Source organism: Ensifer sp. Root423, assembly GCF_001426275.1.
Taxonomy (GTDB): Bacteria; Pseudomonadota; Alphaproteobacteria; order Rhizobiales; family Rhizobiaceae; genus Ensifer; species Ensifer adhaerens.
Window position 1 is genome coordinate 287,534 of sequence record NZ_LMEG01000034.1, and the last position, 21,014, is coordinate 308,547.

Consider the following 21,014-nt stretch of genomic DNA (forward strand, 5'->3'; position numbering starts at 1 on the left):
GCGCGTCAAGGGCCTTTTGCCGCAGTTGGCAGATGCCGGGCATTCCGAGGTTGACCCCAGGTCGCTTTGATTGAAGAAAGCGGCCGGGCACTGGAGAAAATGATGGATTTCGAGAATTTCTTTAAGAACGAGCTGGACGGGCTGCATCAGGAAGGCCGCTACCGGGTTTTCGCAGACCTCGCCCGTCATCGCGGCCAATTCCCGAAGGCCGCGCGCCATACGGCTGAAGGCGTTCAGGAAGTCACCGTCTGGTGTTCGAACGACTATCTCGGCATGGGCCAGCATTCTGTCGTCACCGAGGCGATGAAGCGCGCCATCGACGAATGCGGCGCCGGCGCCGGCGGCACCCGCAACATTTCCGGTACCAACCATTACCACGTCCTGCTTGAGCGCGAGCTCGCGGACCTGCATGGCAAGGAATCGGCGCTGCTCTTTACTTCGGGCTACGTGTCCAACTGGGCCGCGCTCGGAACGCTCTGTTCCAAGATTCCCGGTGTTATCGTCTTCTCGGACGCCGGGAATCACGCTTCGATGATCGAGGGGATCCGTCACTCCAAGTGCGAACGCGTCATCTTCAAGCATAATTCGGTCGCTGACCTCGAGGCCAAGCTCGCTGCCGCCGATCCGCGTGCGCCGAAGCTCATCGCTTTCGAGTCCGTCTATTCGATGGATGGCGACATCGCGCCGATCAAGGAATTCTGCGACCTCGCCGACAAGTACGGCGCCATGACCTATCTCGACGAAGTGCATGCGGTCGGCATGTACGGTCCGCGCGGCGGCGGCATTGCCGAGCGCGAAGGCCTGATGCACCGCCTGACGGTGATCGAAGGCACGCTCGGCAAGGCTTTCGGCGTGATGGGCGGCTACATCACCGGCTCAGCCGCACTCTGCGACTTCATCCGCTCGTTTGCCTCCGGCTTCATCTTCACGACGGCGCTGCCGCCGACGCTTGCCGCCGGTGCGCTCGCCTCGATCCGCCACCTGAAGGAAAGCCAGGTCGAACGTTTCGCGCACCAGGAGCGTGTGCGTCGTCTGCGCTCGCTGCTCGACCAGCGCGGCATTCCGCACATGCCGAACCCGAGCCATATCGTGCCGGTCATGGTTGGCGACGCTGCCAAGTGCAAGTGGATCTCGGATCTCCTGCTCGACAATTTCGGCGTCTACGTGCAGCCGATCAACTATCCGACGGTGCCGAAGAAGACCGAGCGCCTGCGCATCACCCCGACGCCGCTCCATTCGGATGCCGACATCGACCATCTCGTCGGCGCGCTGCATTCGCTGTGGTCGCGCTGTGCGCTGGCCCGCGCTGTCGCGTAAGGCCAATCTTGCCGGCGCCATGCGCGCCGGTCAGAAAGCTCTGAATTACCGAAGCAGCCCGGCCGCCAAGTGCCGGGCTTTTTCGTCGGCGGCAAAGACGTCGTCCATCGTTGCGGCCGCCGGCAGGTCGGCAAGCTTGTCCATGACCTTTTCGACGATCTCTGCCATGGCGAGAAAGCCGGTGCGGCCGGCGATGAACGCGTCGAGCGCGGTTTCCTTGGCGCCGTTGAGGACCGCACCCTGCACGCCGCCTTCGACCATGGCGCGCCGCGCCAGGCGGATGGCAGGGAAGCGCACTTCGTCCGGCGCCTCGAAATCGAGGCGCGACAGCTTGGCGAAATCGAGCCGCTCGATCGGCAGGCTGCAGCGGCTCGGATAGGAGAGCGCATAGCCGATGGCGGTGCGCATGTCCGGGCAGCCGAGCTGGGCGAGCACCGATCCGTCGGTATAGCCGACCATCGAGTGGATCACCGACTGCGGGTGCACGATCACCTCGACCTGCGCGGGTTCGAGCGCGAAGAGGTGCTTTGCCTCGATCATCTCCAACGCCTTGTTGAACATAGAGGCGCTGTCGATCGAGATTTTCAGCCCCATCGACCAGTTCGGATGGGCGCGCGCCACGTCCGCCGTCACGTGACGCATTTCTTCCAGCGACTTGGTGCGGAACGGGCCGCCGGAAGCGGTCAGGATGATACGCTCGACCGCATGGCGCTGGTGTTCTTCCAGAACCTGGAAGATGGCATTGTGTTCGCTGTCGACCGGAAGCAGCCGACCGCCGCCTTTCTTCACCGCGTCGATGAACAGACTGCCGGCGGAAACCAGGCACTCCTTGTTGGCAAGCGCGATGTCGGCGCCGCGGCGGGCCGCGGCAAGCGTCGGCGCCAAGCCGGCATTGCCGACAATCGCCGCCATCACCCAGTCCGCGTTGCGCTCGGCCGCCTCGATCAGGCCGCTCTTGCCGGCGGCAACCTGAATGCCGGTGCCGGCGAGCGCGGCCTTCAGGTTTTCGTACTGGCTATCGTTGGCGGTGACGGCGAGTTCGGCGCGAACTTTCACGGCCTGCTCGGCGAGCAGGGGAATGTTGCCGTTGCCGGTGACGGCGACGACGTCGAAGCGCTCACGGCCGCCAAGGCGCTCGATAACGTCGAGCGTGTTGGTGCCGATCGAACCGGTCGAGCCGAGGATCGTCAGTCGGCGCTTCGCACTGTCGTGGGATGCCATGCCAATACCCATGTTCTTCTTTTCGGACGGAATGCCCGGCTGAGCCTTCGCCGCGGGCGCATGATCTTCACGAGATCGATCCGAGTCTTTTATGTTGTTTGCTAGGCTCTACAGGCGAAATCCGCCGGCAACAAGGGTGCGGTCTTCATTCCGTCTCGTCCGCAGGCTAAGAATTGGGTGCCTTGAGTCGGGGTCCGGAGGAGTTCGCGATGCTGAAAATCATAACCGCCGTTTCCTGCGCCTGTGTCGCGATCGAAATGGCATCGATGCAGCCGGTTGCGGCGGAAAACGTGCCGCCGCAGCTCGTCGCCACCTGGCTTGCCGAAGATATCGGTGGGGGTGGGGTCATCGACAATCTCCAGTCGACCCTGGAGATCCGCGAGGACGGGACCTATGGCGGCATGGCCGGCTGCAACCATTTCACCGGTACTTTCAGTCTCTCCGGCTCGAAGATCACCTTCGGCCCGGCGGCATCGACACGCAAGATGTGCGTGCCCGCGGTGATGAACCAGGAGCAGAAGTTCCTCAAGGCGCTCAGCAACGAGCTTTCCTGGTCGGTGGAAGGATCGAAGCTCGTGCTTGGCAAGGCCGGCGGCGGCATCGCCCTGAAACTGGCGTCTATGACGGCAGCGTCTGGAGGCGCCGACGTGACGATCCGCGTTCCCGGCGCCGATGCGGTGGACCGGCAATCGGTCCGCTACGACTGCGGCGGCAAGGCGATCGAGGCGGAATACATCAATGCCGGCCCGGTTTCGCTGGTGACCTTCACCATCGACGGCACATTCGTCGTCGCCTCAAACGTGATAGCTGCGTCCGGAGCCAAATATGCCGGCGGGCAATATGTCTGGTGGACGAAGGGCGAGGAAGCAACGCTGTATGATGCCACCAAAGGCGACGAGGATCGGGGAACCGCCTGCAAGCCGGCATCCTGAGCCGGCTTCTCGCCTGAGCGGAAACACCAGGCTCGGCCTGCGCCTGGGTGAACGAGTGGCATAAGTTGTCGCCTCGATTGGAACTTTTTCCTTCGCGTCCTAGTTACAATCCCGACGCCATCGCGGCGCTGTTGTGTGAAAATGGGAGTGTTCCATGGGGCTGCTTATCGGAATTCTGATTACCTTCCTCGTCATCGTGCTGGTGCTCTATCTCGTCCAGCGTCTGCCGCTCGACGCGCGCGCCAAGCAGATCGTCCAGATCATCGTCATCATCATCGGCATCATCTCTCTGTTGAAATATCTCGCCGTCTTCTGATGTGTCGCCTTCCAGCCAAAGGCCGCCGGATCGCAAGGCCCGGCGGCCTTTGGCTGTCCGGTTGATGCTGACAGGATCTGACAGCGGCAGTGCCTAGGGTCCGGGCATCGAAAAGGAGACCCGACGATGCTGTCACCGAACCTCATCCTGCTCTATGTCGAAGACCCAACCGGAAGCGCTGCCTTCTATACCGGCCTGCTTGGACGCGAACCTGTTGCATCCTTCCCGACCTATGTCGCCTTCCAACTCGAAAACGGGCTGACGTTCAGTCTCTGGTCCACCGGTGCACGGGATTTCGTTTCGTCGGGAAGCGGTCACCGCTCTGAAGTCGCCTTCATGGTGAAGGACGATGTCGAGGTCGAGCGCCTTTATGCGGAATGGCGCAGCAAAGGGATCACGATCGAGCAGGAGCTGAAGACGGCGGTCTTCGGCCGCACCTTCGTCGCGCTTGACCCGGATGGCCATCGGCTGCGCGTGTGCAGGCCCGATGATTGAAATCATCAGGTTTTGGTGGACCGAACGCGGATAGCAACGCTTATTGCGCGGCCGTCGGCGCTCTGCGGTCAAGGATGGCCTGGAACAGGGCGGCCTGACGCTCGGTCGCAGCGCGGATCGCGCTGAGCTGCCGCAGCATCGAGCCGAAAGCCGCGAGAAGTATGCCGCTCAGGATCGCGCTCAAGGCCCAAGGGAGCATGACGAGCGCCCGAAGCTGCGCCGTTGCCGGATCGGCAACGAGCAGCGCGATCGCGGCGGCCAGAGCGGCCAGGATGATGACGATGCCGATGATTTGCAGAAGCTTACCCATGGTGTCCTCCCGTCATGCGCGCACCGTCAGGCAGACTGCATCTCCTGTCAAGCCAGCCGCCCAGCGCGGCAACCTTGCGATCGTGATCGAAGGAACGGGACCGGCCCAACAAAAAAGGCCGGGGCAAACCCGACCTTCCTCATCACCTTCCGTCGATGCCAGTTCATCCGTGGTCATCAGGAAGATGTGAGTGTTGTTTAGCTGTCGTTCGTGACAGGCGCATGACGTCAGCGCGTTTCTTTTCCCCTGCGCTGCTCTGCGCCAGCAACGGGCGCTCCCACTCTACCATTTGCCCAGATGCGCGCCGCCGTCCACGTTCAGCACCTCCCCGGTTATGCGCGGCGCCCTGGTCAGGAACAGGACGGCATCCGCGATCTCGGCCACGCTGGAAATGCTGTGCATCGGCGAGAGCGTGTTCAGGAAATCCCGCGGGTTGTCCTTGTGGAGCGGCGTGTCGACGACACCGGGGGCCACGACGTTGACGCGGATTCCGTCCCTTGCGTATTCCATGGCGATGTTCTTCGAGATCGCGTTGATGCCGCCCTTGGTCAGCATGGCGACCGAAGCGTTCATGCCTGCAATCGGTCTGTCGGCAAGGGGTGTCGTGATGCTGACGATGCTGCCGCCTCTTTTCTGCGAAAGCATCTGCTTGATCACAAGCTGGGTCGTGTGGAGGAATCCCTCGATGTTGGTGGCGCTCAGCTGCCGGTAGTCTTCGGCGGTGTAGTCGACGAAGGGCTTGGTGAAGAAGATGCCGGCATTGTTGACGAGCGCGTCGATCGAGCCGAACCGGGCGATCGCGGTTTCGACCACGCGTTTCGCCGTCTCCGGATCGCCGATATCGCCGTCGACCCGGGCCAGCCGGTCCGATTCGGTGATTTCGCGCGATTGGCTGACATTGCGCGAGGTTGCGACGACGCTGTAGCCCTCTGCCAGAAAAGCGTTTGTGAGGCCCGCGCCGATGCCCTGGGATGCACCGGTGATGATGGCGACTTTGTTTGTCATCTGATCTCTCCGTGGATGGACGGTTTCGGTGAGATCAATATGGCTGCTGCCAGATTGTGCGATTAGGCGGAAATATCTGGAATTACTTTTCCAACGATGCAAAAATCTTCCCATGGTCGATCTGAACGATATCGCGGTCTTTGCGGCCGTTGCCCAATTCGAGAGTTTCAGCCGGGCGGCACGTTCGCTCGGCATGCCGGTCTCCACCGTCAGCCGCAAGGTCACGGCGCTCGAGGAGCAACTGGGCGTCACGCTCATCCAGCGCACGACGCGCAAGCTCAGTCTCACGGCGCAGGGGCGCGCCTATTATGCGGAATGCGGCGAACCGCTGAAGCAGCTTCGCGACGCGGAGCGGGTGCTGAGCGAGGCGCAGAGAAGACCGGAGGGGTTGCTGCGGGTCACCGTTCCCATGACCCTCGGGCAGCCGCCCTTCTTTGATTTCCTGTCCGCATTTCTGAAGACGTATCCCGAGATCGAGGTCGATCTGCTCGTCACCAATATGTTCATGGACCTCGTTGCCGAAAACATCGACGTCGCAGTGCGGTTCGGAGACTTGCGCGATTCGTCGCTTGTCGCGCAGCGTTTGGGTCGAAGCACCCATTTCCTGGTGGCCGCACCCGGCTATCTCGACAAACATGGCACCCCATCGCGACCCGAAGACCTGAGTGGCCACCGCTGTGTCCTGGTCAATGCCCGGGGCAACGAGGCCGAATGGCATCTGGTAAAGGGTGGCGAAGCGGCCAGCCTGCGTGTGACCGGGGCGGTGTCGGTCCACGATATCCAGTCGGCGAGTGCCATGACCGAGCGCGGCCACGGCATCGGCCGGCTCCCGCCGATCTTCTGCGACAGCCTGCTTGCGAGCGGCAAGCTTCTGCGCGTGCTTCCGGGATGGTCCGCGCCGGATGTCTTTGTGCATGCGGTCTATCCGACGCGGCGCTTCCTGCCATCGCGGCTGCAGGTGTTTCTGCAGGAACTCAAAGCCTGGCGCGGCCCGGCGTGGCAGCCGCTTCGGTGAGCGTGCGTTAGGGCATGATCTCCTCGAGCTTCTGCGCAAAGGCGCTGAAGCCGGCGCGGCGATAGGTAGCCTGCGCCTTCGGGTGATCCCATTCGTCCGTATGTAGCCAGATCCGGTTTGCACCTCGGTCCCAGACGGCGCGCAGCGCGCTATCGAGCAGAAATGGCCCCAGCCTTTGGCCGTAAACATCCGGGATCAGGCCGAAATGGGTGAGCTCGACATCCTCGGTATCGGCGCGGTCGAATTCACAGAGCCCGACTGCGCGGCCATCCAGCCGGAGGATGTAGAGGATCGTGGAGGCGCTTCTGAGAAAGTTGTCGAGATCGGCCGTCGGCATGCGCAGCCGCTGATCCCAGCGCAACGGTTCGCCGACGGCGCGATAGAGCGAAAGAAACGCAGCGGCATCCGGACGTTCGGACGCGACCACCGCTTGCGCGATCGGTGCCGGAAACGCATCGTCCGCCGGACGTTCGAGCATTTCCATATAGGTCACGAGCAGATGAACCGTGTTTTCTCCGGAGGGGGTTGCTTTGCTGTCATCCACGGCGTCAGCACGGCGTGCGCCGCGTCCAATTCGATTAAGGGGGGTCTTGGAGAATGGTGATCCCGCCGCGATTCGAACGCGGGACCCCCAGATTAGGAATCTGGTGCTCTATCCTGCTGAGCTACGGGACCACTTGAATAGCACCCATACAAAAGCAAGGGCTCTTCGCCAAGTGTTTTCGCGTGCGTGCCCGAGGAAATGCAGGCGGCGGCGAGCTTGGGTGGTCTCGTCCGGGTGGTGTCCCGACGCGGACCGGCAGGCTTGAAAACGACGATGAAACGGGGGCTGGTCTTCCATGTCCTCCGAATGCTAAGCAAAGCAAGCGCCGGCCCGAGGAAGCTGGCGCTCCCCATTGAGTCCTTCATCAGAGACCTGATCCACATATGTTCATCGGAATAGATTGGGGCGGCACGAAAATGGAAGTCATCGCGCTTGGCCGCGATGGCGAAACACGCGCCCGTCATCGCGTCTCGACCCCGACCAGCGGCTATGACGATTGCATCCGCGCCGTTCTCGATCTCGTTGCTGCCGCCGAGCAGACGGCGGGCGAACAGGGCTCGATCGGCATCGGCATTCCCGGCAGTCCCAATCCGCGCACCGGAATCGTGCGCAATTCCAATGCGGTGCTGATCAATGGCAAGCCCCTTGGGCGTGACCTCGAAACGGCGCTTGGCCGCCCGGTCCGGCTTGCCAACGACGCCAATTGCCTGGCGGTCTCGGAGGCGGTCGATGGCGCCGGCAAGAATGAGCATGTGGTCTTCGGCGTTATCGTCGGCACTGGCCATGGCGGCGGCCTTGCGATCGACAAGAAGGTGCACGCCGGCTACCAGGGCGTTGCCGCCGAGATCGGCCATTATCCGCTGCCCTGGATGACGCAGGACGAATATCCTGGCCACAAATGCTGGTGCGGCAAGCACGGTTGCCTCGACATGTATGCCTGCGGCACGGGTGTCGAGCTCGACTATCGCCTGACGACCGGCGTCGAGAAGCGCGGGCGCGATATCATCGAGGCGAAGCGGGCGGGCGATCTGGTTGCAACGGGCGTCTATGAGCGCTTCGTCGACCGGCTGGCGCGCAGCCTGGCACTGCTCACCAACATCGTCGACCCGGATGTCTACGTGCTTGGCGGCGGCATGTCGAATGTCGACGAGATCTACCAGGACGTGCCGCCACGGGTGGTCAACTACCTCTTCGGCGACACGTTCGAAACCCCCATCCGCAAGGCCCTGCACGGTGACAGCTCCGGCGTGCGCGGTGCGGCCTGGCTCTGGAAGGACTGACCCCCATGAATATCGACAAGGACCTCGCCCGCATCGCGCGGCAGGAACAGGAATTGCAGTTCGAGCGCTTCGATCTCGATGCGGCGTGGGAGCTTGGCTCACTGCTGCGCAAGATGGCGGCCGAGCGCAAGCTTGGCGTCGTCATCGACATCACGCTCTTCTCGATGCAGGTGTTCTATGCCGCGCTCGACGGGGCGACGCCGGATAATCCGAACTGGGTGCGCCGCAAGCGCAACACCGTGTTCCGCCTGTTCAAGAGCAGCTATGCCACCGGCCGCGAGCTGGCCAAGGCGCAGACCAATCTGCAGGCCAAGCTCGGCCTTGCCGATGCGGATTATGCGGCGCACGGTGGCAGCTTCCCGATCGTCGTCAAAGGTACCGGCTGTATCGGTGCCGTCACCGTATCCGGCCTGCCGCAACGCGAGGACCACAACATGGTGGTCGAAGCGCTCTCGGCCCTGCTCGGCAAGGATCATGGCGCCTTGAAGCTCGAGGACTGAGAATTGGCATTGGATATAATTTCGCGATCACGCGTGCTGTCGGATTGGCTGGCAGACAAGGCCCTGCCGCTCTGGCGCGACAAGGGTGTCGATCATTCAGGCGGCTTCGTCGAGACGATCGATATGGCAGGCGAGCCGACCCGCGCCAACCGGCGTGCACGCGTTCAGCCGCGGCAGGTCTACTGTTTCGCCGAGGCCGGGCGGCGCGGCTGGTCCGGTGATTGGCGCGGTGCCGCCGAAGGCGGGCTTGCCTATTTCGATCGCATTTTCAAGCAGCCGAGCGGCTTTTACGGCGCGCTCGCCGATGCCGACGGCATTCTGCTCGATCCGTCCTTTGACCTCTACAACCAGGCCTTCGCGCTGCTTGCCTTCGCCTATCTGGGCGAGGTCGTGCCGGCCCGCAAGGCCGAGATGATCGAGCGCAGCAATGACCTTCGCTCGCGGATCGAGGCGCATGTCAAGCATCCGGTCGCCGGCTTCGAGGAAGACAATCCCTCGCGCCTGCCGCTCTGCTCCAATCCGCATATGCATCTTTTTGAGGCGTGCCTGGCGAGCGAGACGGTCGAGGGCTTCGATCGGGTTGGCTGGGCGAACCTCGCCGACGAAATCGCGCATCTGGCGATGGATTATTTCATCGATGCCGAGAGCGGTGTGCTGCGCGAATTCTTCGATCACGACTGGGCGCCGATGGCAGGCGAAAAGGGCCGGATCGTCGAGCCTGGACATCTGTTCGAATGGGCGTGGCTGCTTTTGCGCTGGGCGGAGCGCCGCGGCAGCGCCGAGGCGATCGTCAAGGCCCGGCGGCTGTTCGATATCGGTGAGGCCCACGGCATCTGCGCGAACCGCAACGTCGCGATCATGACGCTTCTCGACGATCTGTCGGTGGCCGATCCGATCGCGCGGCTTTGGCCGCAGACCGAGTGGCTGAAGGCGGCCGTCCGCTTTGCCGCACTCACCAATGGTGCCGAGCGCGAGCGTTATCTTGCTTCGGCCGCGCGAGCAGCGGCGGCCCTTCAGACGTTTCTGGCGACGCCGGTTGGGGGCCTTTGGCGCGACAAGCAGAAGGCCGACGGCACCTTCGTCGAGGAGCCGGCGCCGGCGAGCAGCTTCTACCATATCCTCTGCGCCATTTATGAAACCGAGGACTGCCTAGCCCGGATCTGATTTGCCGATCCAGAGTATCGCTTTCGTTAAGGCCCGTCGCGATTGCGGCGGGCCATTTTCTTTGCTCCGAGGGGTAAATGTGATTGCTGCATATGTTGACATAAAGATATCTTTATGTGATTGACTTGCCCTAGTGTTTGTCGTTTTCAGAACGGGAGATTTCCCATGTCCGCCATCGACGCCCTTTTCGGCGATGTTTCCTCCAAGCCGGATGGCTCCGAGATCAAGCGGGCGCTGGCCCAGGCTGCGCGCGAACGCATCCTGATCATGGATGGCGCGATGGGCACGGAGATCCAGCAGCTCGGCTTTGTCGAGCAGCATTTCCGCGGCGACCGATTCGGCGGCTGCGCCTGTCATCAACAGGGCAACAACGACCTTCTGACGCTGACCCAGCCGAAGGCGATCGAGGACATCCATTACGCCTATGCGATCGCCGGCGCGGATATCCTTGAAACCAACACGTTCTCTTCGACCCGCATCGCCCAGGCCGATTACGGCATGGACGACATGGTCTATGATCTCAACCGCGATGGTGCCCGAGTGGCTCGGCGCGCGGCCAAGCGGGCCGAAGCCGCAGACGGTCGCCGCCGTTTCGTCGCCGGCGCGCTCGGGCCGACGAACCGCACGGCGTCGATTTCGCCCGACGTCAACAATCCCGGTTATCGCGCCGTCACCTTCGACGATTTGCGCGTCGCCTATGCCGAACAGATCCGCGGTCTGATCGACGGCGGCGCCGACATCATTCTGATCGAGACTATCTTCGACACCCTGAACGCCAAGGCGGCGATCTTCGCGACCAAGGAAGTCTTTGCGGAGAAGGGTATCGACCTGCCGGTCATGATCTCCGGCACGATCACCGACCTCTCGGGCCGCACCCTGTCCGGCCAGACGCCGACCGCCTTCTGGCACTCGGTGCGCCATGCCGAGCCTTTCACCATCGGGCTCAACTGCGCGCTCGGCGCCAATGCGATGCGCGCCCACATCGACGAACTTTCAAGCGTTGCCGATACCTTCGTCTGCGCCTATCCCAATGCCGGCCTGCCGAACGAGTTCGGCCAGTACGACGAAACGCCGGAGCAGATGGCCGCCCAGGTGGAAGCCTTTGCGCGCGACGGGCTGCTCAACATTGTCGGCGGCTGCTGCGGCTCGACGCCGGCCCATATCAGCGCGATCGCCAAGGCCGTTGCCAAGCATCCGCCGCGCGAGATCCCCAAGGTCGAGCCGCTGATGCGGCTCTCCGGGCTGGAGCCCTTCACGCTCACCTCCGACATTCCCTTCGTCAACGTCGGCGAGCGCACCAACGTCACTGGCTCGGCGAAGTTCCGCAAGCTGATCACTGCCGGCGATTATTCGGCCGCTCTCGACGTCGCGCGCGACCAGGTGGCGAACGGCGCCCAGATCATCGACATCAACATGGACGAGGGCCTGATCGATTCGAAGCAGGCGATGATCGAGTTCTTGAACCTCGTCGCCTCCGAACCCGATATCGCCCGCGTTCCCGTGATGATCGATTCGTCGAAGTGGGAAGTGATCGAGGCGGGCCTGAAATGCGTTCAGGGCAAGCCGCTGGTCAATTCCATCTCGATGAAGGAAGGCGAAGAGGCGTTCCTGCATCACGCCAGGCTTTGCCGCGCCTACGGTGCCGCCGTCGTCATCATGGCCTTCGACGAGGTCGGCCAGGCCGACACCCAGGCGCGCAAGATCGAGATCTGCACACGCGCCTACAAGCTCCTGACGGAACAGGCGGGCTTCCCGCCCGAAGACATAATCTTCGATCCGAACATCTTCGCCGTGGCGACGGGCATCGAGGAACACAACAACTACGGTGTCGACTTCATCGAGGCGACGCGCGAGATCATCAAGACGCTGCCGCACGTCCATGTGTCGGGCGGCGTCTCCAACCTCTCCTTCTCGTTCCGCGGCAACGAGCCGGTGCGCGAGGCAATGCACGCGGTGTTCCTCTACCACGCCATCCAGGCGGGCATGGACATGGGCATCGTCAACGCCGGCCAGCTCGCCGTCTATGACGCCATCGATGCCGATCTGCGCGAGGCCTGCGAGGACGTGGTGCTCAACCGCCGCGCCGATTCGACCGAGCGCATGCTGGAGATCGCTGAGCGCTATCGCGGACAGGGCGGCTCGCAGGGCCGCGAGAAGGATCTTTCCTGGCGCGAATGGTCGGTGGCAAAGCGCCTCGAACATGCGCTGGTCAATGGCATCACCGAGTACATCGAGGCTGATACCGAGGAGGCTCGGCTTGAGGCAGCGCGGCCGCTGCATGTCATCGAAGGCCCGCTGATGGCCGGCATGAACGTCGTCGGCGACCTCTTCGGTTCGGGCAAGATGTTCCTGCCGCAGGTGGTCAAATCCGCACGCGTTATGAAGCAGGCGGTCGCCGTGCTCTTGCCGCACATGGAGGCGGAAAAGCTCGCCAATGGCGGCGAGGCGCGCGAAAGTGCCGGCAAGATCCTGATGGCGACGGTCAAGGGCGACGTGCACGACATCGGCAAGAACATCGTCGGCGTCGTGTTGGCCTGCAACAATTACGAGATCATCGATCTCGGCGTCATGGTGCCCTCGGCGAAGATCCTCGAAGTGGCGCGCGAGCAGAAGGTCGACATCATCGGCCTCTCCGGCCTGATCACGCCCTCACTGGATGAAATGGTGCATGTCGCCTCAGAGCTTGAGCGCGAAGGCTTCGATGTACCGCTGCTGATCGGCGGCGCGACCACCAGCCGCGTGCACACTGCCGTCAAGATCAATCCGCGCTACGACCGCGGCCAGACGGTCTATGTCACCGATGCCAGCCGCGCGGTCGGCGTCGTATCGAGCTTGCTCTCGCCCGAAGCGCGCGACAATTACATGGAGACGGTTCGGGCGGAATATCGCAAGGTCGCCGACGCGCATGCGCGCAACGAGGCGGAAAAGCGCCGCCTTCCCCTGTCGCAGGCACGCGCCAATCAGCATCGGATTGACTGGTCGAGCTACCAGGCAAAAGCCCCGTCCTTCCTCGGCAGCCGCGTGTTCGAGAGCTGGGACCTGGCCGAACTCGCCCGATATATCGACTGGACGCCGTTCTTCCAGACCTGGGAGCTGAAGGGCGTCTATCCGAAGATCCTCGACGACGAGGCGCAAGGTGCGGCTGCCCGCCAGTTGTTCGACGATGCACAGGCGATGCTGAAAAAGATCATCGAGGAGAAGTGGTTCGCGCCGAAGGCGGTCGTCGGCTTCTGGCCGGCGGGCACGGTCGGCGACGATATCCGGCTCTTTACCGGAGAGGATCGGGCCGCTGAACTTGCGACCTTCTTCACGCTGCGCCAGCAACTCAGCAAGCGCGATGGCCGTGCGAACGTGGCCCTTTCCGACTTCGTCGCGCCTGTTGATAGCTGCTCCAACGACTATGTCGGCGGTTTCGTTGTCACAGCCGGCATCGAGGAAGTGGCGATCGCCGAGCGGTTCGAGCGCGCCAACGACGATTACTCCTCGATCATGGTGAAGGCGCTGGCCGATCGTTTCGCCGAGGCCTTTGCCGAGCGCATGCATGAATATGTGCGCACCGAACTCTGGGGTTATGCGGCGGACGAGACGTTTACGCCCGTGGAGCTGATTGGGGAGCCCTATGCCGGCATCCGCCCGGCGCCGGGTTATCCGGCCCAGCCCGATCACACTGAAAAGGCAACGCTCTTCCGGCTGCTTGACGCAGAAGCAACGATCGGCGTCAGCCTCACCGAGAGCTATGCGATGTGGCCGGGTTCGTCGGTTTCCGGCCTCTACATCGGCCATCCCGAAGCCTATTATTTCGGTGTCGCCAAGGTCGAGCGCGACCAGGTCGAGGACTATGCGACACGTAAACGCATGCCGGTGCGCGAGGTCGAGCGCTGGCTGTCGCCGATCCTCAACTACGTGCCGATGCCGGAGACCGAAGCGGCCGAGTAGCGTCGCTGGAGGGCGTGATGACGAGCCGACAAGGGCTCGTCACTGCCGTCATTGCGCGTCGCCTTTGGGCTCGTCTTCGAGTGCGACAAGGAAAGCCGTGAGCGCGGCATTGAAGCGGTCGGGCCGCTGCAGCGGGGCGAAGTGGCTGACGCCGTCGAGAAGGATGAACGCGGCGCCGGGAATGCTGCGGGCGAGATGGTCAGCATGCTCGTGTTTGATGAACTCGTCGTTTTCGCTTTGGACGATCACGACCGGCACGCGGATCTTGCCGAGATCTTCTGCCGTGTAGTTCGGCTCGGTTCTCTGCATTTCGCTGACGGCGTCGACGAAGGCGCTGAAATCGTCCGGCGTCGCCGACAGCGCGCGGTAGTCTTCGGCATGACGGCTAAAGCAGCGGTCGAGCACCGGGCTCGGCTCGATGTCCTTCGTTCCGCTCGGGTCCATGTTGCAGGCGAAGAAGAAGACGCCGCTGACGCGTTCCGGCGTCTGTGAGGCGAGGGTAAGTGCGATGCAGGCGCCATCGCTCCAGCCGGCAAAGGCGGCCTTCTGAATATCCAGCCTGTCCATCACGGCAAGCACGTCCGCCGCCATCAGTTCGTAGGTGTAGGGCTTTCGGTCGCGGGTGCTGCGGCCATGGCCGCGGCTGTCGATCAGGATGACGCGGTGGCCAGTGTCAAGCAGGGCCGGGACTTGAAAGCCCCAGTTGCCGCTGTGGCCAAGGCCGCCGTGCAAGAGGATAACCGGTTCGCCCGATCCATAGGTCGCATACCAGATTCGTGCGCCGTCACGCTCGACACGGCCTTCAACCGTTGCCGCGGGCAGGGGCGTTGCGCCATGCTCGGCGAAGGCCGCAAGGTTGTCATCGCTGTGTTCCATGCATGCGGCCTCCGCTGCCAAATTCGCGGCACGCCTAGTTTACCGGCTGCGGCTCGGGAAAGTGCCAGGTTCCGTCGAGGATTTCCTTGCGCGGCCGGTAGAGCCGCACCGTATAGTTCCAGCCGTCGACCACGGGCAGGCAGTTGGCGATCTTGCCGTCGCAGCCGCCGAACTGGATCGAGACGCTGCCATCGTCGCCCTTCTTGGCGGTGATGTTGTTGATCGCGTAGGCATTGTAGGCGTTTTTTTCGTAGAAGCCTTGCGCGTCGTAGACGCTGACCGACCAGAAGGCATCGACCGGTACGTCCTTGACGTCGAGCTTGTAGATGGTCTTGCCGTCGTTCTTGGCGGGCGTGACGTTGAGATAGGTCGCATCCTTGTCGGGGTTGCCGCCCCAACCGGTCGCGGTGCCGATCAGATGGCGGATCGGGTCGACGTCGGCCTTGGTGCCGAAGGCCTTCTTGAAGTCCGGCATAGTGGCGCCGAGCGCAAGCAGGGCTTCGCGCACCTTCTTCTGGCTGGCCGGGTCCCAGGCCGGGATTTCGAACGTGCCTTCCTTCTGCTGGGTCACCTTGATCGCATCCTGCAGGGCGTGGACTTCGGCGATATCCTTCTGGTCGGTCGGATCGACCAGGGTGCGGACGCCGACGACGGCGTAGCGTGTGCCGACCTTTTCCTTGGTCAACGTCACCTCTCCGGCGCCGTAGACGACCTCCGGCACATAGTGGTCCTCATTGACCACCTGCAGCGACATGAAGCGTTCTCCCGCGTCCGGCATGGTGACCGTAACCGGGCCCGCGTCGAGATCGAACACGGCCGATGAATAGAGCGTATCGCGGTTGAGGCGAATGACGGTCTGATTGTCGATCGAAGCCGGTTCGCGCCGATGCACGAATTTGCCGAAGGCGCCGTCCTTGACCATGGAGGCGAGGTACATGTCGCTCTCGGCACGAACGAAGTTGTCGACACCGACGGTTACGGGGTCGGCGGCGCTTGCCTGGGTTGCGGCAGCCATCGCCAGTGCACTGGCAATGAGGAACGAACGATAGTGTTTCATATTCAAATCCTCGTTGATCAGTTGGCGCGCCGCATCGGCGGCGCTTTCCATTTTCCGTCCAATGCGTCCGGCTTTGGCCAGTAGAGCCGCATGGCGGTGAAGAACGGGCCGCTCGGCGCCGGCAGCCAGTTTGCTTCCTTGTCAGGCCCAGGGCTCTCGTGCTGGACGTAGAGCGTCACGCCGCCATCGGCGTCCTTTTGCAGGTTCGGTAGCATCGGCGAGTTGATGAGATAGCGGTTAAGCGGATTGGCGTAGAGCAGGCTCGACGGCAGTTCGTAGAGGGTGAGCGACCAGAAGGCGTTGACCGGCGGCAGTTGCCCGGGTTCGAAGCGCAAGGTGTAGTGGCCCGACCCGATCAGCGGCTTCTTCTGGTCATCGACGAAATAGGCGGGATAGAGAGCTTCGTCCTTCGAGTTGCCGTAGATACCGAGAACCGCGCCGGACATGCGCTGCATATAGTCGTTCTTCAGGAACTCCCGCGTGCCGAACGCGTCGGCACTCGAAGCCTTGCCGGTGTCGATTTCGGTTTCCTTGTGTTCCTTGAACGCCGCCCAGGCGTCCGCCATGCCGTCAGTGATCGCCTTCTGGATCTCCGGCGAGAAAGCCGTGATGTCGAACGTCTTGCCCGCACCGATGTTCAGATCGGCGAAACGCTGCATCAGCGCCGTTTCGGACGGGTGCGTCGGGCAGTACTGCAGGATAAAATTCAGGACCCTGTAGAAGTCAGGCGAGGTCTTTTCGTCAGCCGCGCTCAACGGGGTGATAAAATCGACGGCCGCGGCCGGTGCCGGAGCCGGCTGACCAAGGAAGCTCGACAGCGGCTCGACCCTGTAGCCCGCCTGGATCTTCTTGACGTTCTCGATGTCGGCGGGATCAAACATCTGCGTGCGGTAAAGCACGAAAGCGAATTCCGTTTCCGACCGGATCACCGCGTTGATCCCGGGCGGGGTTTCACCCTTCCAGCCCGGTCCCGCCAGCAGGAAGGTGCCAGCCTCGCTGCCGGTGGCGCGACTTCCGACATAGGCGAAATTGAACGTGTACATGTCGACGAACTGGAGCGAGTAGTAGCGCTCCTTCTCGACCGCCGGCACGGTCAGGACCAGCGGCTCGGCGCGCAGGTCCGCGCCCAGGAAGGAGTAGGGCGTATCGGAATTTGGCGTCTGGATAGCCTTGTCGTCAGGCGTATAGACCCGCGCGGTATTGTTGAGCGTATTCCAGCCGCTCTTGAACTCGGGATTGCCGTGATCGACGAAATAGGAATGCTGCACCCTGTAGCTGTCGACCAGCGGGAAACCGTAGATATAGGCGTCTTTGGCAATGGCGCGCGCCTCGTCCGCCGTGAGTGCGGAATCGGCGGCGCCTGCCCGCGTTACCTTGAATGCCGGCAGTGCCGTTGCAAGGGCGCCGAACATCAGCAGTGACCGTCTTTTCAGCATGGCACATTCCCTCAGATGATCGCCTGTAATCGTGGCACTTCAGCGAGGTCCTGCAAGTACGTAACGGTTACGGCCTGGTCGACGCGTCTCATCCATGCGTGCCGATGGCGCCGCCCGCCAAGCTGCGGTACCATTGCCGCTGGAGTACATCGCACGTTGAGAGCCCGTCGATGGAGCGCCGTCTCGCAGCCGTCCTGATCGCGGATGTCGTCGGTTACAGCCGCTTGAGCCGGCTGGACGAGGAAGGGACGCGCTTGCGATTCCAGTCGGATCTCGGCCATATTCTCGAGCCGCTTTTCCGCGAGCATCACGGGCGTCTGGTGAAGACGATGGGCGATGGCCTGCTCGTCGAATTCCGCAGCGTTGTCGACGCGACCCAATGCGCAGTCGAGATCCAGCGGCGCAAGGCGGAGGCGGAAGCCGACAAGGCGCCAAATGGCGAGAGGCTGGACTTCCGCATCGGCATCAATCTTGGCGACATCATCGTCGAGGGTGACGACATCCATGGCGACGGCGTCAACATCGCCGATCGGGTCCAGGGACTTGCCGAGCCGGGTGGTATTGCGATCTCCGGCACGGCTTACGACCAGGTCAGCTCCAAGCTGAAAGTCGGATTTGCGTCCCTGGGTCAACAGACGGTCAAGGGGCTTGCCGAGCCGATCCGGGTTTACCGGGTCCTCCTCGATCCGGGGGCCGCCGGCAGGACGGTTGTCGAGAAGCCTCGACGCAATGCGGCCTGGGTGAAGGGATCGGTCGTTGGTCTCGTCGCGATTGCGCTGTCGACTGCGGTCGCCTGGTGGCAGCCGTGGACGTGGATCGGGCAGGAGGGGATGGCGCAGCGTTTCGCCTATCCGCTGCCGGACCAGCCTTCGGTTGCCGTGCTGCCCTTCATCAATGTCAGCGGCGACAGCGATCACGACCATTTGGCCGAGGGGCTGACGGACGATCTCATCACAGAACTCTCGAAAGTGTCCGGCCTCTTTGTCATCGCGCGCCATTCGGTGTTCGCGCTGAAGGGCAGTACCGACAAGATCCAGGACGTGGCCGCCGAGCTTGGCGTACACTATGTGCTGGAGGGCACGCTGCAGCGGGCGGACCAGCGGTTGCGCATCAACGTCAAGCTGATCGATGCGATGAGCGGTCTTTCGCTCTGGGCCGAGCGCTACGATCGGCAATACGCCGACCTCTTTGCGGTTCAGGACGACGTGATCGGCAAGATCATCGCAGCGCTCGAGGTCAAGCTCAGCGAGGGCGAACGCGACCAGCTGGCGCGCATTCCGACGGACAATCTCGAGGCCTACGACAACTACATGCGCGCCGAGCAGCAGGGCTTGATCTGGCGCGACGTCGACACCTATCGCCAGACGCTTTCCTATTATCAGCGGGCGATCGATCTCGATCCGAAATTCGCCGATGCGCATGCCGGTATCGCCCGGGTCGCCGTCGACGTCTGGCGCAACGACTACAACTATCTCTGGTCCGCGGCCGTGGCGCGCAAGATCGCCTATGATGCGGCGGGACAGGCCCTGAAGCTCGACGCCAACAACGCCCGCGCCCATACCGTGCTGGCGCTGCTGCAGCTGGTGGACGGCCGTCCCCTTGAGGCAAAGGAATCAGCGCTTCGAGCCGTCTCGGCGCAGCCGGGGGATGCCGAGGCGCTCGCCAATCTGGCGCTGATACTGGCCCAGACCGGTGAACACGAGCAGGCGCTCGACGATATCGAGCGGGCGCTGAGGCTTGATCCGTCGCCATCTTCGAGCCTGCAACTGCTTTCGGGCATCGTCTATTACACGACGCGTCACCTTGAGAAGGCGATCCCGCTGATCGAAGCGGCCGGCGCATCCTTGCCAAAGGCGGAGGCGGTGCGGGAGTATCTGGCGTCGGCCTATGCCCAGCGCGGCGACCAGCAGAGTGCGGCCGCCGAAGCGGCCGAGCTGTTGAAGCTCTTCCCGGACACGAACCTGAGCTACTACGGCTATCTCTACGACTACTGGCGCGAAGAGGATCTCTATCGCCACCTCTTCGGCCTTCGCGTCGCCGGTATTCCGGAATGGCCCTTCGGCTTCGTCGGCGCCGCCAGCGACCGGCTCGGCCCGGCCGAGCTGAAACAACTGACCACCGACAAGACCTGGGTCGGCGTGCACAAGAACGGCACGGGCTTTGCGCAGTTTTTCGACATGGACGGCAACACCGCCTATCGCACCAGCAACACCAACATCACCGGTCGGATTGAAGTGAAGGGCAACCAGCTCTGCGAAAAATATGACGGCTATTTTCTCGACCGCATGGTCTGCGGCTATGTCTACCGCAATACGGCAAAGGGCGAGCGCACGGCGGACTACATCAATGTCACGCCGCAGTCGCTGAAGTTCTTCTCGATCGAGAAGTGACGGTTGTCATCGCCGAGCCGCCGGCCTTCAGGGCCGGGGCTGCGTCCAGTTGATGTTCGCCTTCTCGGTGAGCAGCGTCTGCTCGACCTCGGACCAGTGCTTGCGCGAATCGACCACCTTGTTCGGGTTCTTCACCAGTCCGTCGGCTGCGCCCGGATCGTAGCTGAGATAGAGCTTGTCCTTGATGATGCGCCAGGCCTTGGGATCGATGTTGGTCGTGACCGTGCCGAAGGAGACGCCATCGGCGCAGTAGCCGCCATATTGCGGCGCATAGCGGGTGGGCTCCTTGATGAACTGGTCACGGTGTTCGGCGCTGGCAAACTGCCAGGTGGCGCCGAGCCAGCGATAGCTGAATTCGGGTGATCCTTCGACAGCCTTGTTCTCGGTGAAATAGGCGACCGGGTCGTAACCCTTGATCGCCACGTCACCGAAGTAGCCGGTGTTGACGGGCTCTTCTGCCAGTGACGGGACGGCCGGCGCAAGGAACGCCGCTGTCGCCGCGATTATAAATCGTATGGAGTGTCGAGACATGCCGTTTCCTCCGTTTCCGGATCTATTGACGTTTCGTGCATTCGCCGTAGAGCCATTCGCCGACAAGCTCGGCCTTCTGGCAGGTGGCGCCGGCCTTCAACAGAAGTTCGGCGGCCGGCCAGTAGGACCGCCAGCCGGCCTGGGTGAGCGGCGTATAGCCATTGCGCTCCTTGGCTTCGATGTCTGCCTTGTTGGCAAGCAGGAAGGCGACCACTTCGGCGTGGCCCTCTTCGGCCGCCGCATGCAGCGGCGACATCTTGTAGAAGTTGGCGACGTCGTTGACCGCCGCGCCCTTGGCGACGAGTAGTTTGACGGTTTCGAGATTGCCGCCATAGGCCGCGGCGTGAAGCGCGGTGAGACCGCCCTTGTTGCGGATCTCGATGTCGTTGCCGCGGTCGATGAGAAGGGCGACGACCTCGGCGCGACCCTTGAGAGCGGCAATCAACAGCGCCGGTTCACCGGCCGCATCCGGCTCGGTTATATCGGTTCCCTGATCGAGCAACTGTTTGACGCGTTCCGTGTCGCCGTCCCGTGCCGCGTCATGCAAAGGACCCGCGTTCGCCGCCGCGGCGAAGAACGCCACCGCGACCAGCGAAGCAAAGAGAGATTTCATCGCGTAACCTCCGCCCCAGCTTCGGTCTCGCCAATTAGGAAGGGCGAAAATACCACAGGGCGGCCGGCGGAAACAG

Annotated in this window: 19 protein-coding genes and 1 tRNA gene; 10 read left to right on the forward strand and 10 right to left on the reverse strand. The window is 62.8% G+C overall.

What is annotated here, in order from left to right; genetic code table 11:
• The first annotated feature begins 102 nt into the window (after positions 1-102).
• Entirely contained in the window at positions 103-1,317 is a 1,215-nt protein-coding gene (hemA, locus tag ASD01_RS24985; protein ID WP_034802389.1) for a 5-aminolevulinate synthase, read from the forward strand.
• A gap of 45 nt (positions 1,318-1,362) precedes the next feature.
• Here hemA and dxr read toward each other — a convergent pair whose 3' ends face one another.
• On the reverse strand, positions 1,363-2,538 hold the full coding sequence (gene dxr / locus ASD01_RS24990; protein ID WP_034803071.1) for a 1-deoxy-D-xylulose-5-phosphate reductoisomerase: 1,176 nt from the start codon (positions 2,536-2,538) through the stop codon (positions 1,363-1,365).
• Between the two features lie 209 nt (positions 2,539-2,747).
• Between dxr and ASD01_RS24995 the strand changes: the two genes are divergently transcribed.
• From ASD01_RS24995 to ASD01_RS25000, 3 genes are all read left to right on the forward strand, one after another.
• A complete protein-coding gene (locus ASD01_RS24995; RefSeq protein WP_034802387.1) occupies positions 2,748-3,470 on the forward strand; it encodes an META domain-containing protein in 723 nt (240 codons plus the stop codon).
• A 154-nt stretch (positions 3,471-3,624) separates the two neighbouring features.
• A complete protein-coding gene (locus tag ASD01_RS36260; protein WP_089044368.1) occupies positions 3,625-3,786 on the forward strand; it encodes a Thivi_2564 family membrane protein in 162 nt (53 codons plus the stop codon).
• Positions 3,787-3,912: 126 nt separating this feature from the next.
• Entirely contained in the window at positions 3,913-4,281 is a 369-nt protein-coding gene (locus tag ASD01_RS25000; protein ID WP_034802384.1) for a VOC family protein, read from the forward strand.
• Positions 4,282-4,321: 40 nt separating this feature from the next.
• On the opposite strand, the gene ASD01_RS25005 is transcribed toward ASD01_RS25000, so the two are convergent.
• Positions 4,322-4,591 carry a hypothetical protein gene (locus ASD01_RS25005; RefSeq protein WP_034802382.1) on the reverse strand — a complete coding sequence of 90 codons (270 nt, stop codon included), beginning with the start codon at positions 4,589-4,591 and terminating at the stop codon, positions 4,322-4,324.
• 282 nt (positions 4,592-4,873) lie between these two features.
• Positions 4,874-5,596: an SDR family NAD(P)-dependent oxidoreductase gene (locus ASD01_RS25010; RefSeq protein ID WP_034802380.1), complete on the reverse strand. Its 723-nt coding sequence runs from the start codon at positions 5,594-5,596 to the stop codon at positions 4,874-4,876.
• 112 nt (positions 5,597-5,708) lie between these two features.
• Here ASD01_RS25010 and ASD01_RS25015 point away from each other — a divergent pair, with 112 nt between their 5' ends.
• Entirely contained in the window at positions 5,709-6,611 is a 903-nt protein-coding gene (locus tag ASD01_RS25015) for a LysR family transcriptional regulator (RefSeq protein WP_034802377.1), read from the forward strand.
• A 7-nt stretch (positions 6,612-6,618) separates the two neighbouring features.
• Here the strand turns inward: ASD01_RS25015 and ASD01_RS25020 are convergent, their stop codons facing one another.
• Together ASD01_RS25020 and ASD01_RS25025 are read right to left on the reverse strand one after the other, a co-directional pair.
• On the reverse strand, positions 6,619-7,155 hold the full coding sequence (locus ASD01_RS25020) for a GNAT family N-acetyltransferase (RefSeq protein ID WP_234798714.1): 537 nt from the start codon (positions 7,153-7,155) through the stop codon (positions 6,619-6,621).
• A 54-nt stretch (positions 7,156-7,209) separates the two neighbouring features.
• A tRNA-Arg gene (locus ASD01_RS25025) sits at positions 7,210-7,286 on the reverse strand.
• A gap of 252 nt (positions 7,287-7,538) precedes the next feature.
• Here ASD01_RS25025 and ASD01_RS25035 point away from each other — a divergent pair.
• The 4 genes from ASD01_RS25035 to metH all read left to right on the forward strand — a co-directional run bounded on the left by ASD01_RS25035 (position 7,539) and on the right by metH (position 14,035).
• Positions 7,539-8,435 (forward strand): ROK family protein, encoded by an 897-nt coding sequence (locus ASD01_RS25035; protein ID WP_034802372.1) that lies wholly within the window; start codon positions 7,539-7,541, stop codon positions 8,433-8,435.
• A gap of 5 nt (positions 8,436-8,440) precedes the next feature.
• The gene (locus ASD01_RS25040; RefSeq protein ID WP_034802370.1) at positions 8,441-8,935 is read left to right on the forward strand and encodes a heme-degrading domain-containing protein; all 495 of its coding nucleotides are present in this window, start codon (positions 8,441-8,443) and stop codon (positions 8,933-8,935) included.
• Positions 8,936-8,944: 9 nt separating this feature from the next.
• A complete protein-coding gene (locus ASD01_RS25045) occupies positions 8,945-10,099 on the forward strand; it encodes an AGE family epimerase/isomerase (RefSeq protein ID WP_034802367.1) in 1,155 nt (384 codons plus the stop codon).
• 165 nt (positions 10,100-10,264) lie between these two features.
• Positions 10,265-14,035 (forward strand): methionine synthase, encoded by a 3,771-nt coding sequence (gene metH / locus ASD01_RS25050; RefSeq protein ID WP_034802365.1) that lies wholly within the window; start codon positions 10,265-10,267, stop codon positions 14,033-14,035.
• Positions 14,036-14,083: 48 nt separating this feature from the next.
• Here the strand turns inward: metH and ASD01_RS25055 are convergent, their stop codons facing one another.
• Genes ASD01_RS25055 through ASD01_RS25065 form a run of 3 tightly spaced genes read right to left on the reverse strand, consistent with a single transcriptional unit; the run spans position 14,084 to position 17,404 of the window.
• Positions 14,084-14,911 (reverse strand): alpha/beta fold hydrolase, encoded by an 828-nt coding sequence (locus ASD01_RS25055; protein ID WP_034802362.1) that lies wholly within the window; start codon positions 14,909-14,911, stop codon positions 14,084-14,086.
• Between the two features lie 34 nt (positions 14,912-14,945).
• Positions 14,946-15,968: a DUF1254 domain-containing protein gene (locus ASD01_RS25060; protein ID WP_034803068.1), complete on the reverse strand. Its 1,023-nt coding sequence runs from the start codon at positions 15,966-15,968 to the stop codon at positions 14,946-14,948.
• Between the two features lie 17 nt (positions 15,969-15,985).
• A complete protein-coding gene (locus ASD01_RS25065) occupies positions 15,986-17,404 on the reverse strand; it encodes a DUF1254 domain-containing protein (protein WP_034802360.1) in 1,419 nt (472 codons plus the stop codon).
• Between the two features lie 170 nt (positions 17,405-17,574).
• On the opposite strand from ASD01_RS25065, the gene ASD01_RS25070 reads away from it, so the two are divergent.
• Complete coding sequence (locus ASD01_RS25070; RefSeq protein WP_034802358.1) at positions 17,575-19,794, forward strand: adenylate/guanylate cyclase domain-containing protein; 2,220 nt, start codon at positions 17,575-17,577, stop codon at positions 19,792-19,794.
• Positions 19,795-19,821: 27 nt separating this feature from the next.
• Here the strand turns inward: ASD01_RS25070 and ASD01_RS25075 are convergent, their stop codons facing one another.
• Positions 19,822-20,325, reverse strand: a complete 504-nt coding sequence (locus ASD01_RS25075) for a YHS domain-containing (seleno)protein (protein WP_051659626.1) — start codon at positions 20,323-20,325, stop codon at positions 19,822-19,824.
• Between the two features lie 22 nt (positions 20,326-20,347).
• Entirely contained in the window at positions 20,348-20,938 is a 591-nt protein-coding gene (locus ASD01_RS25080) for an ankyrin repeat domain-containing protein (RefSeq protein ID WP_034802356.1), read from the reverse strand.
• Positions 20,939-21,014: the final 76 nt, after the last annotated feature.

Excerpts from the sequence above, each read along its gene's own strand:
- hemA (WP_034802389.1), top strand. The coding sequence starts at position 103 with ATGGATTTCGAGAATTTCTTTAAGAACGAGCTGGACGGGCTGCATCAG.
- dxr (WP_034803071.1), bottom strand. The coding sequence starts at position 2,538 with ATGGCATCCCACGACAGTGCGAAGCGCCGACTGACGATCCTCGGCTCG.
- ASD01_RS24995 (WP_034802387.1), top strand. The coding sequence starts at position 2,748 with ATGCTGAAAATCATAACCGCCGTTTCCTGCGCCTGTGTCGCGATCGAA.
- ASD01_RS36260 (WP_089044368.1), top strand. The coding sequence starts at position 3,625 with ATGGGGCTGCTTATCGGAATTCTGATTACCTTCCTCGTCATCGTGCTG.
- ASD01_RS25000 (WP_034802384.1), top strand. The coding sequence starts at position 3,913 with ATGCTGTCACCGAACCTCATCCTGCTCTATGTCGAAGACCCAACCGGA.
- ASD01_RS25005 (WP_034802382.1), bottom strand. The coding sequence starts at position 4,591 with ATGGGTAAGCTTCTGCAAATCATCGGCATCGTCATCATCCTGGCCGCT.
- ASD01_RS25010 (WP_034802380.1), bottom strand. The coding sequence starts at position 5,596 with ATGACAAACAAAGTCGCCATCATCACCGGTGCATCCCAGGGCATCGGC.
- ASD01_RS25015 (WP_034802377.1), top strand. The coding sequence starts at position 5,709 with ATGGTCGATCTGAACGATATCGCGGTCTTTGCGGCCGTTGCCCAATTC.
- ASD01_RS25035 (WP_034802372.1), top strand. The coding sequence starts at position 7,539 with ATGTTCATCGGAATAGATTGGGGCGGCACGAAAATGGAAGTCATCGCG.
- ASD01_RS25040 (WP_034802370.1), top strand. The coding sequence starts at position 8,441 with ATGAATATCGACAAGGACCTCGCCCGCATCGCGCGGCAGGAACAGGAA.
- metH (WP_034802365.1), top strand. The coding sequence starts at position 10,265 with ATGTCCGCCATCGACGCCCTTTTCGGCGATGTTTCCTCCAAGCCGGAT.
- ASD01_RS25055 (WP_034802362.1), bottom strand. The coding sequence starts at position 14,911 with ATGGAACACAGCGATGACAACCTTGCGGCCTTCGCCGAGCATGGCGCA.
- ASD01_RS25060 (WP_034803068.1), bottom strand. The coding sequence starts at position 15,968 with ATGAAACACTATCGTTCGTTCCTCATTGCCAGTGCACTGGCGATGGCT.
- ASD01_RS25065 (WP_034802360.1), bottom strand. The coding sequence starts at position 17,404 with ATGCTGAAAAGACGGTCACTGCTGATGTTCGGCGCCCTTGCAACGGCA.
- ASD01_RS25070 (WP_034802358.1), top strand. The coding sequence starts at position 17,575 with ATGGAGCGCCGTCTCGCAGCCGTCCTGATCGCGGATGTCGTCGGTTAC.
- ASD01_RS25075 (WP_051659626.1), bottom strand. The coding sequence starts at position 20,325 with ATGTCTCGACACTCCATACGATTTATAATCGCGGCGACAGCGGCGTTC.
- ASD01_RS25080 (WP_034802356.1), bottom strand. The coding sequence starts at position 20,938 with ATGAAATCTCTCTTTGCTTCGCTGGTCGCGGTGGCGTTCTTCGCCGCG.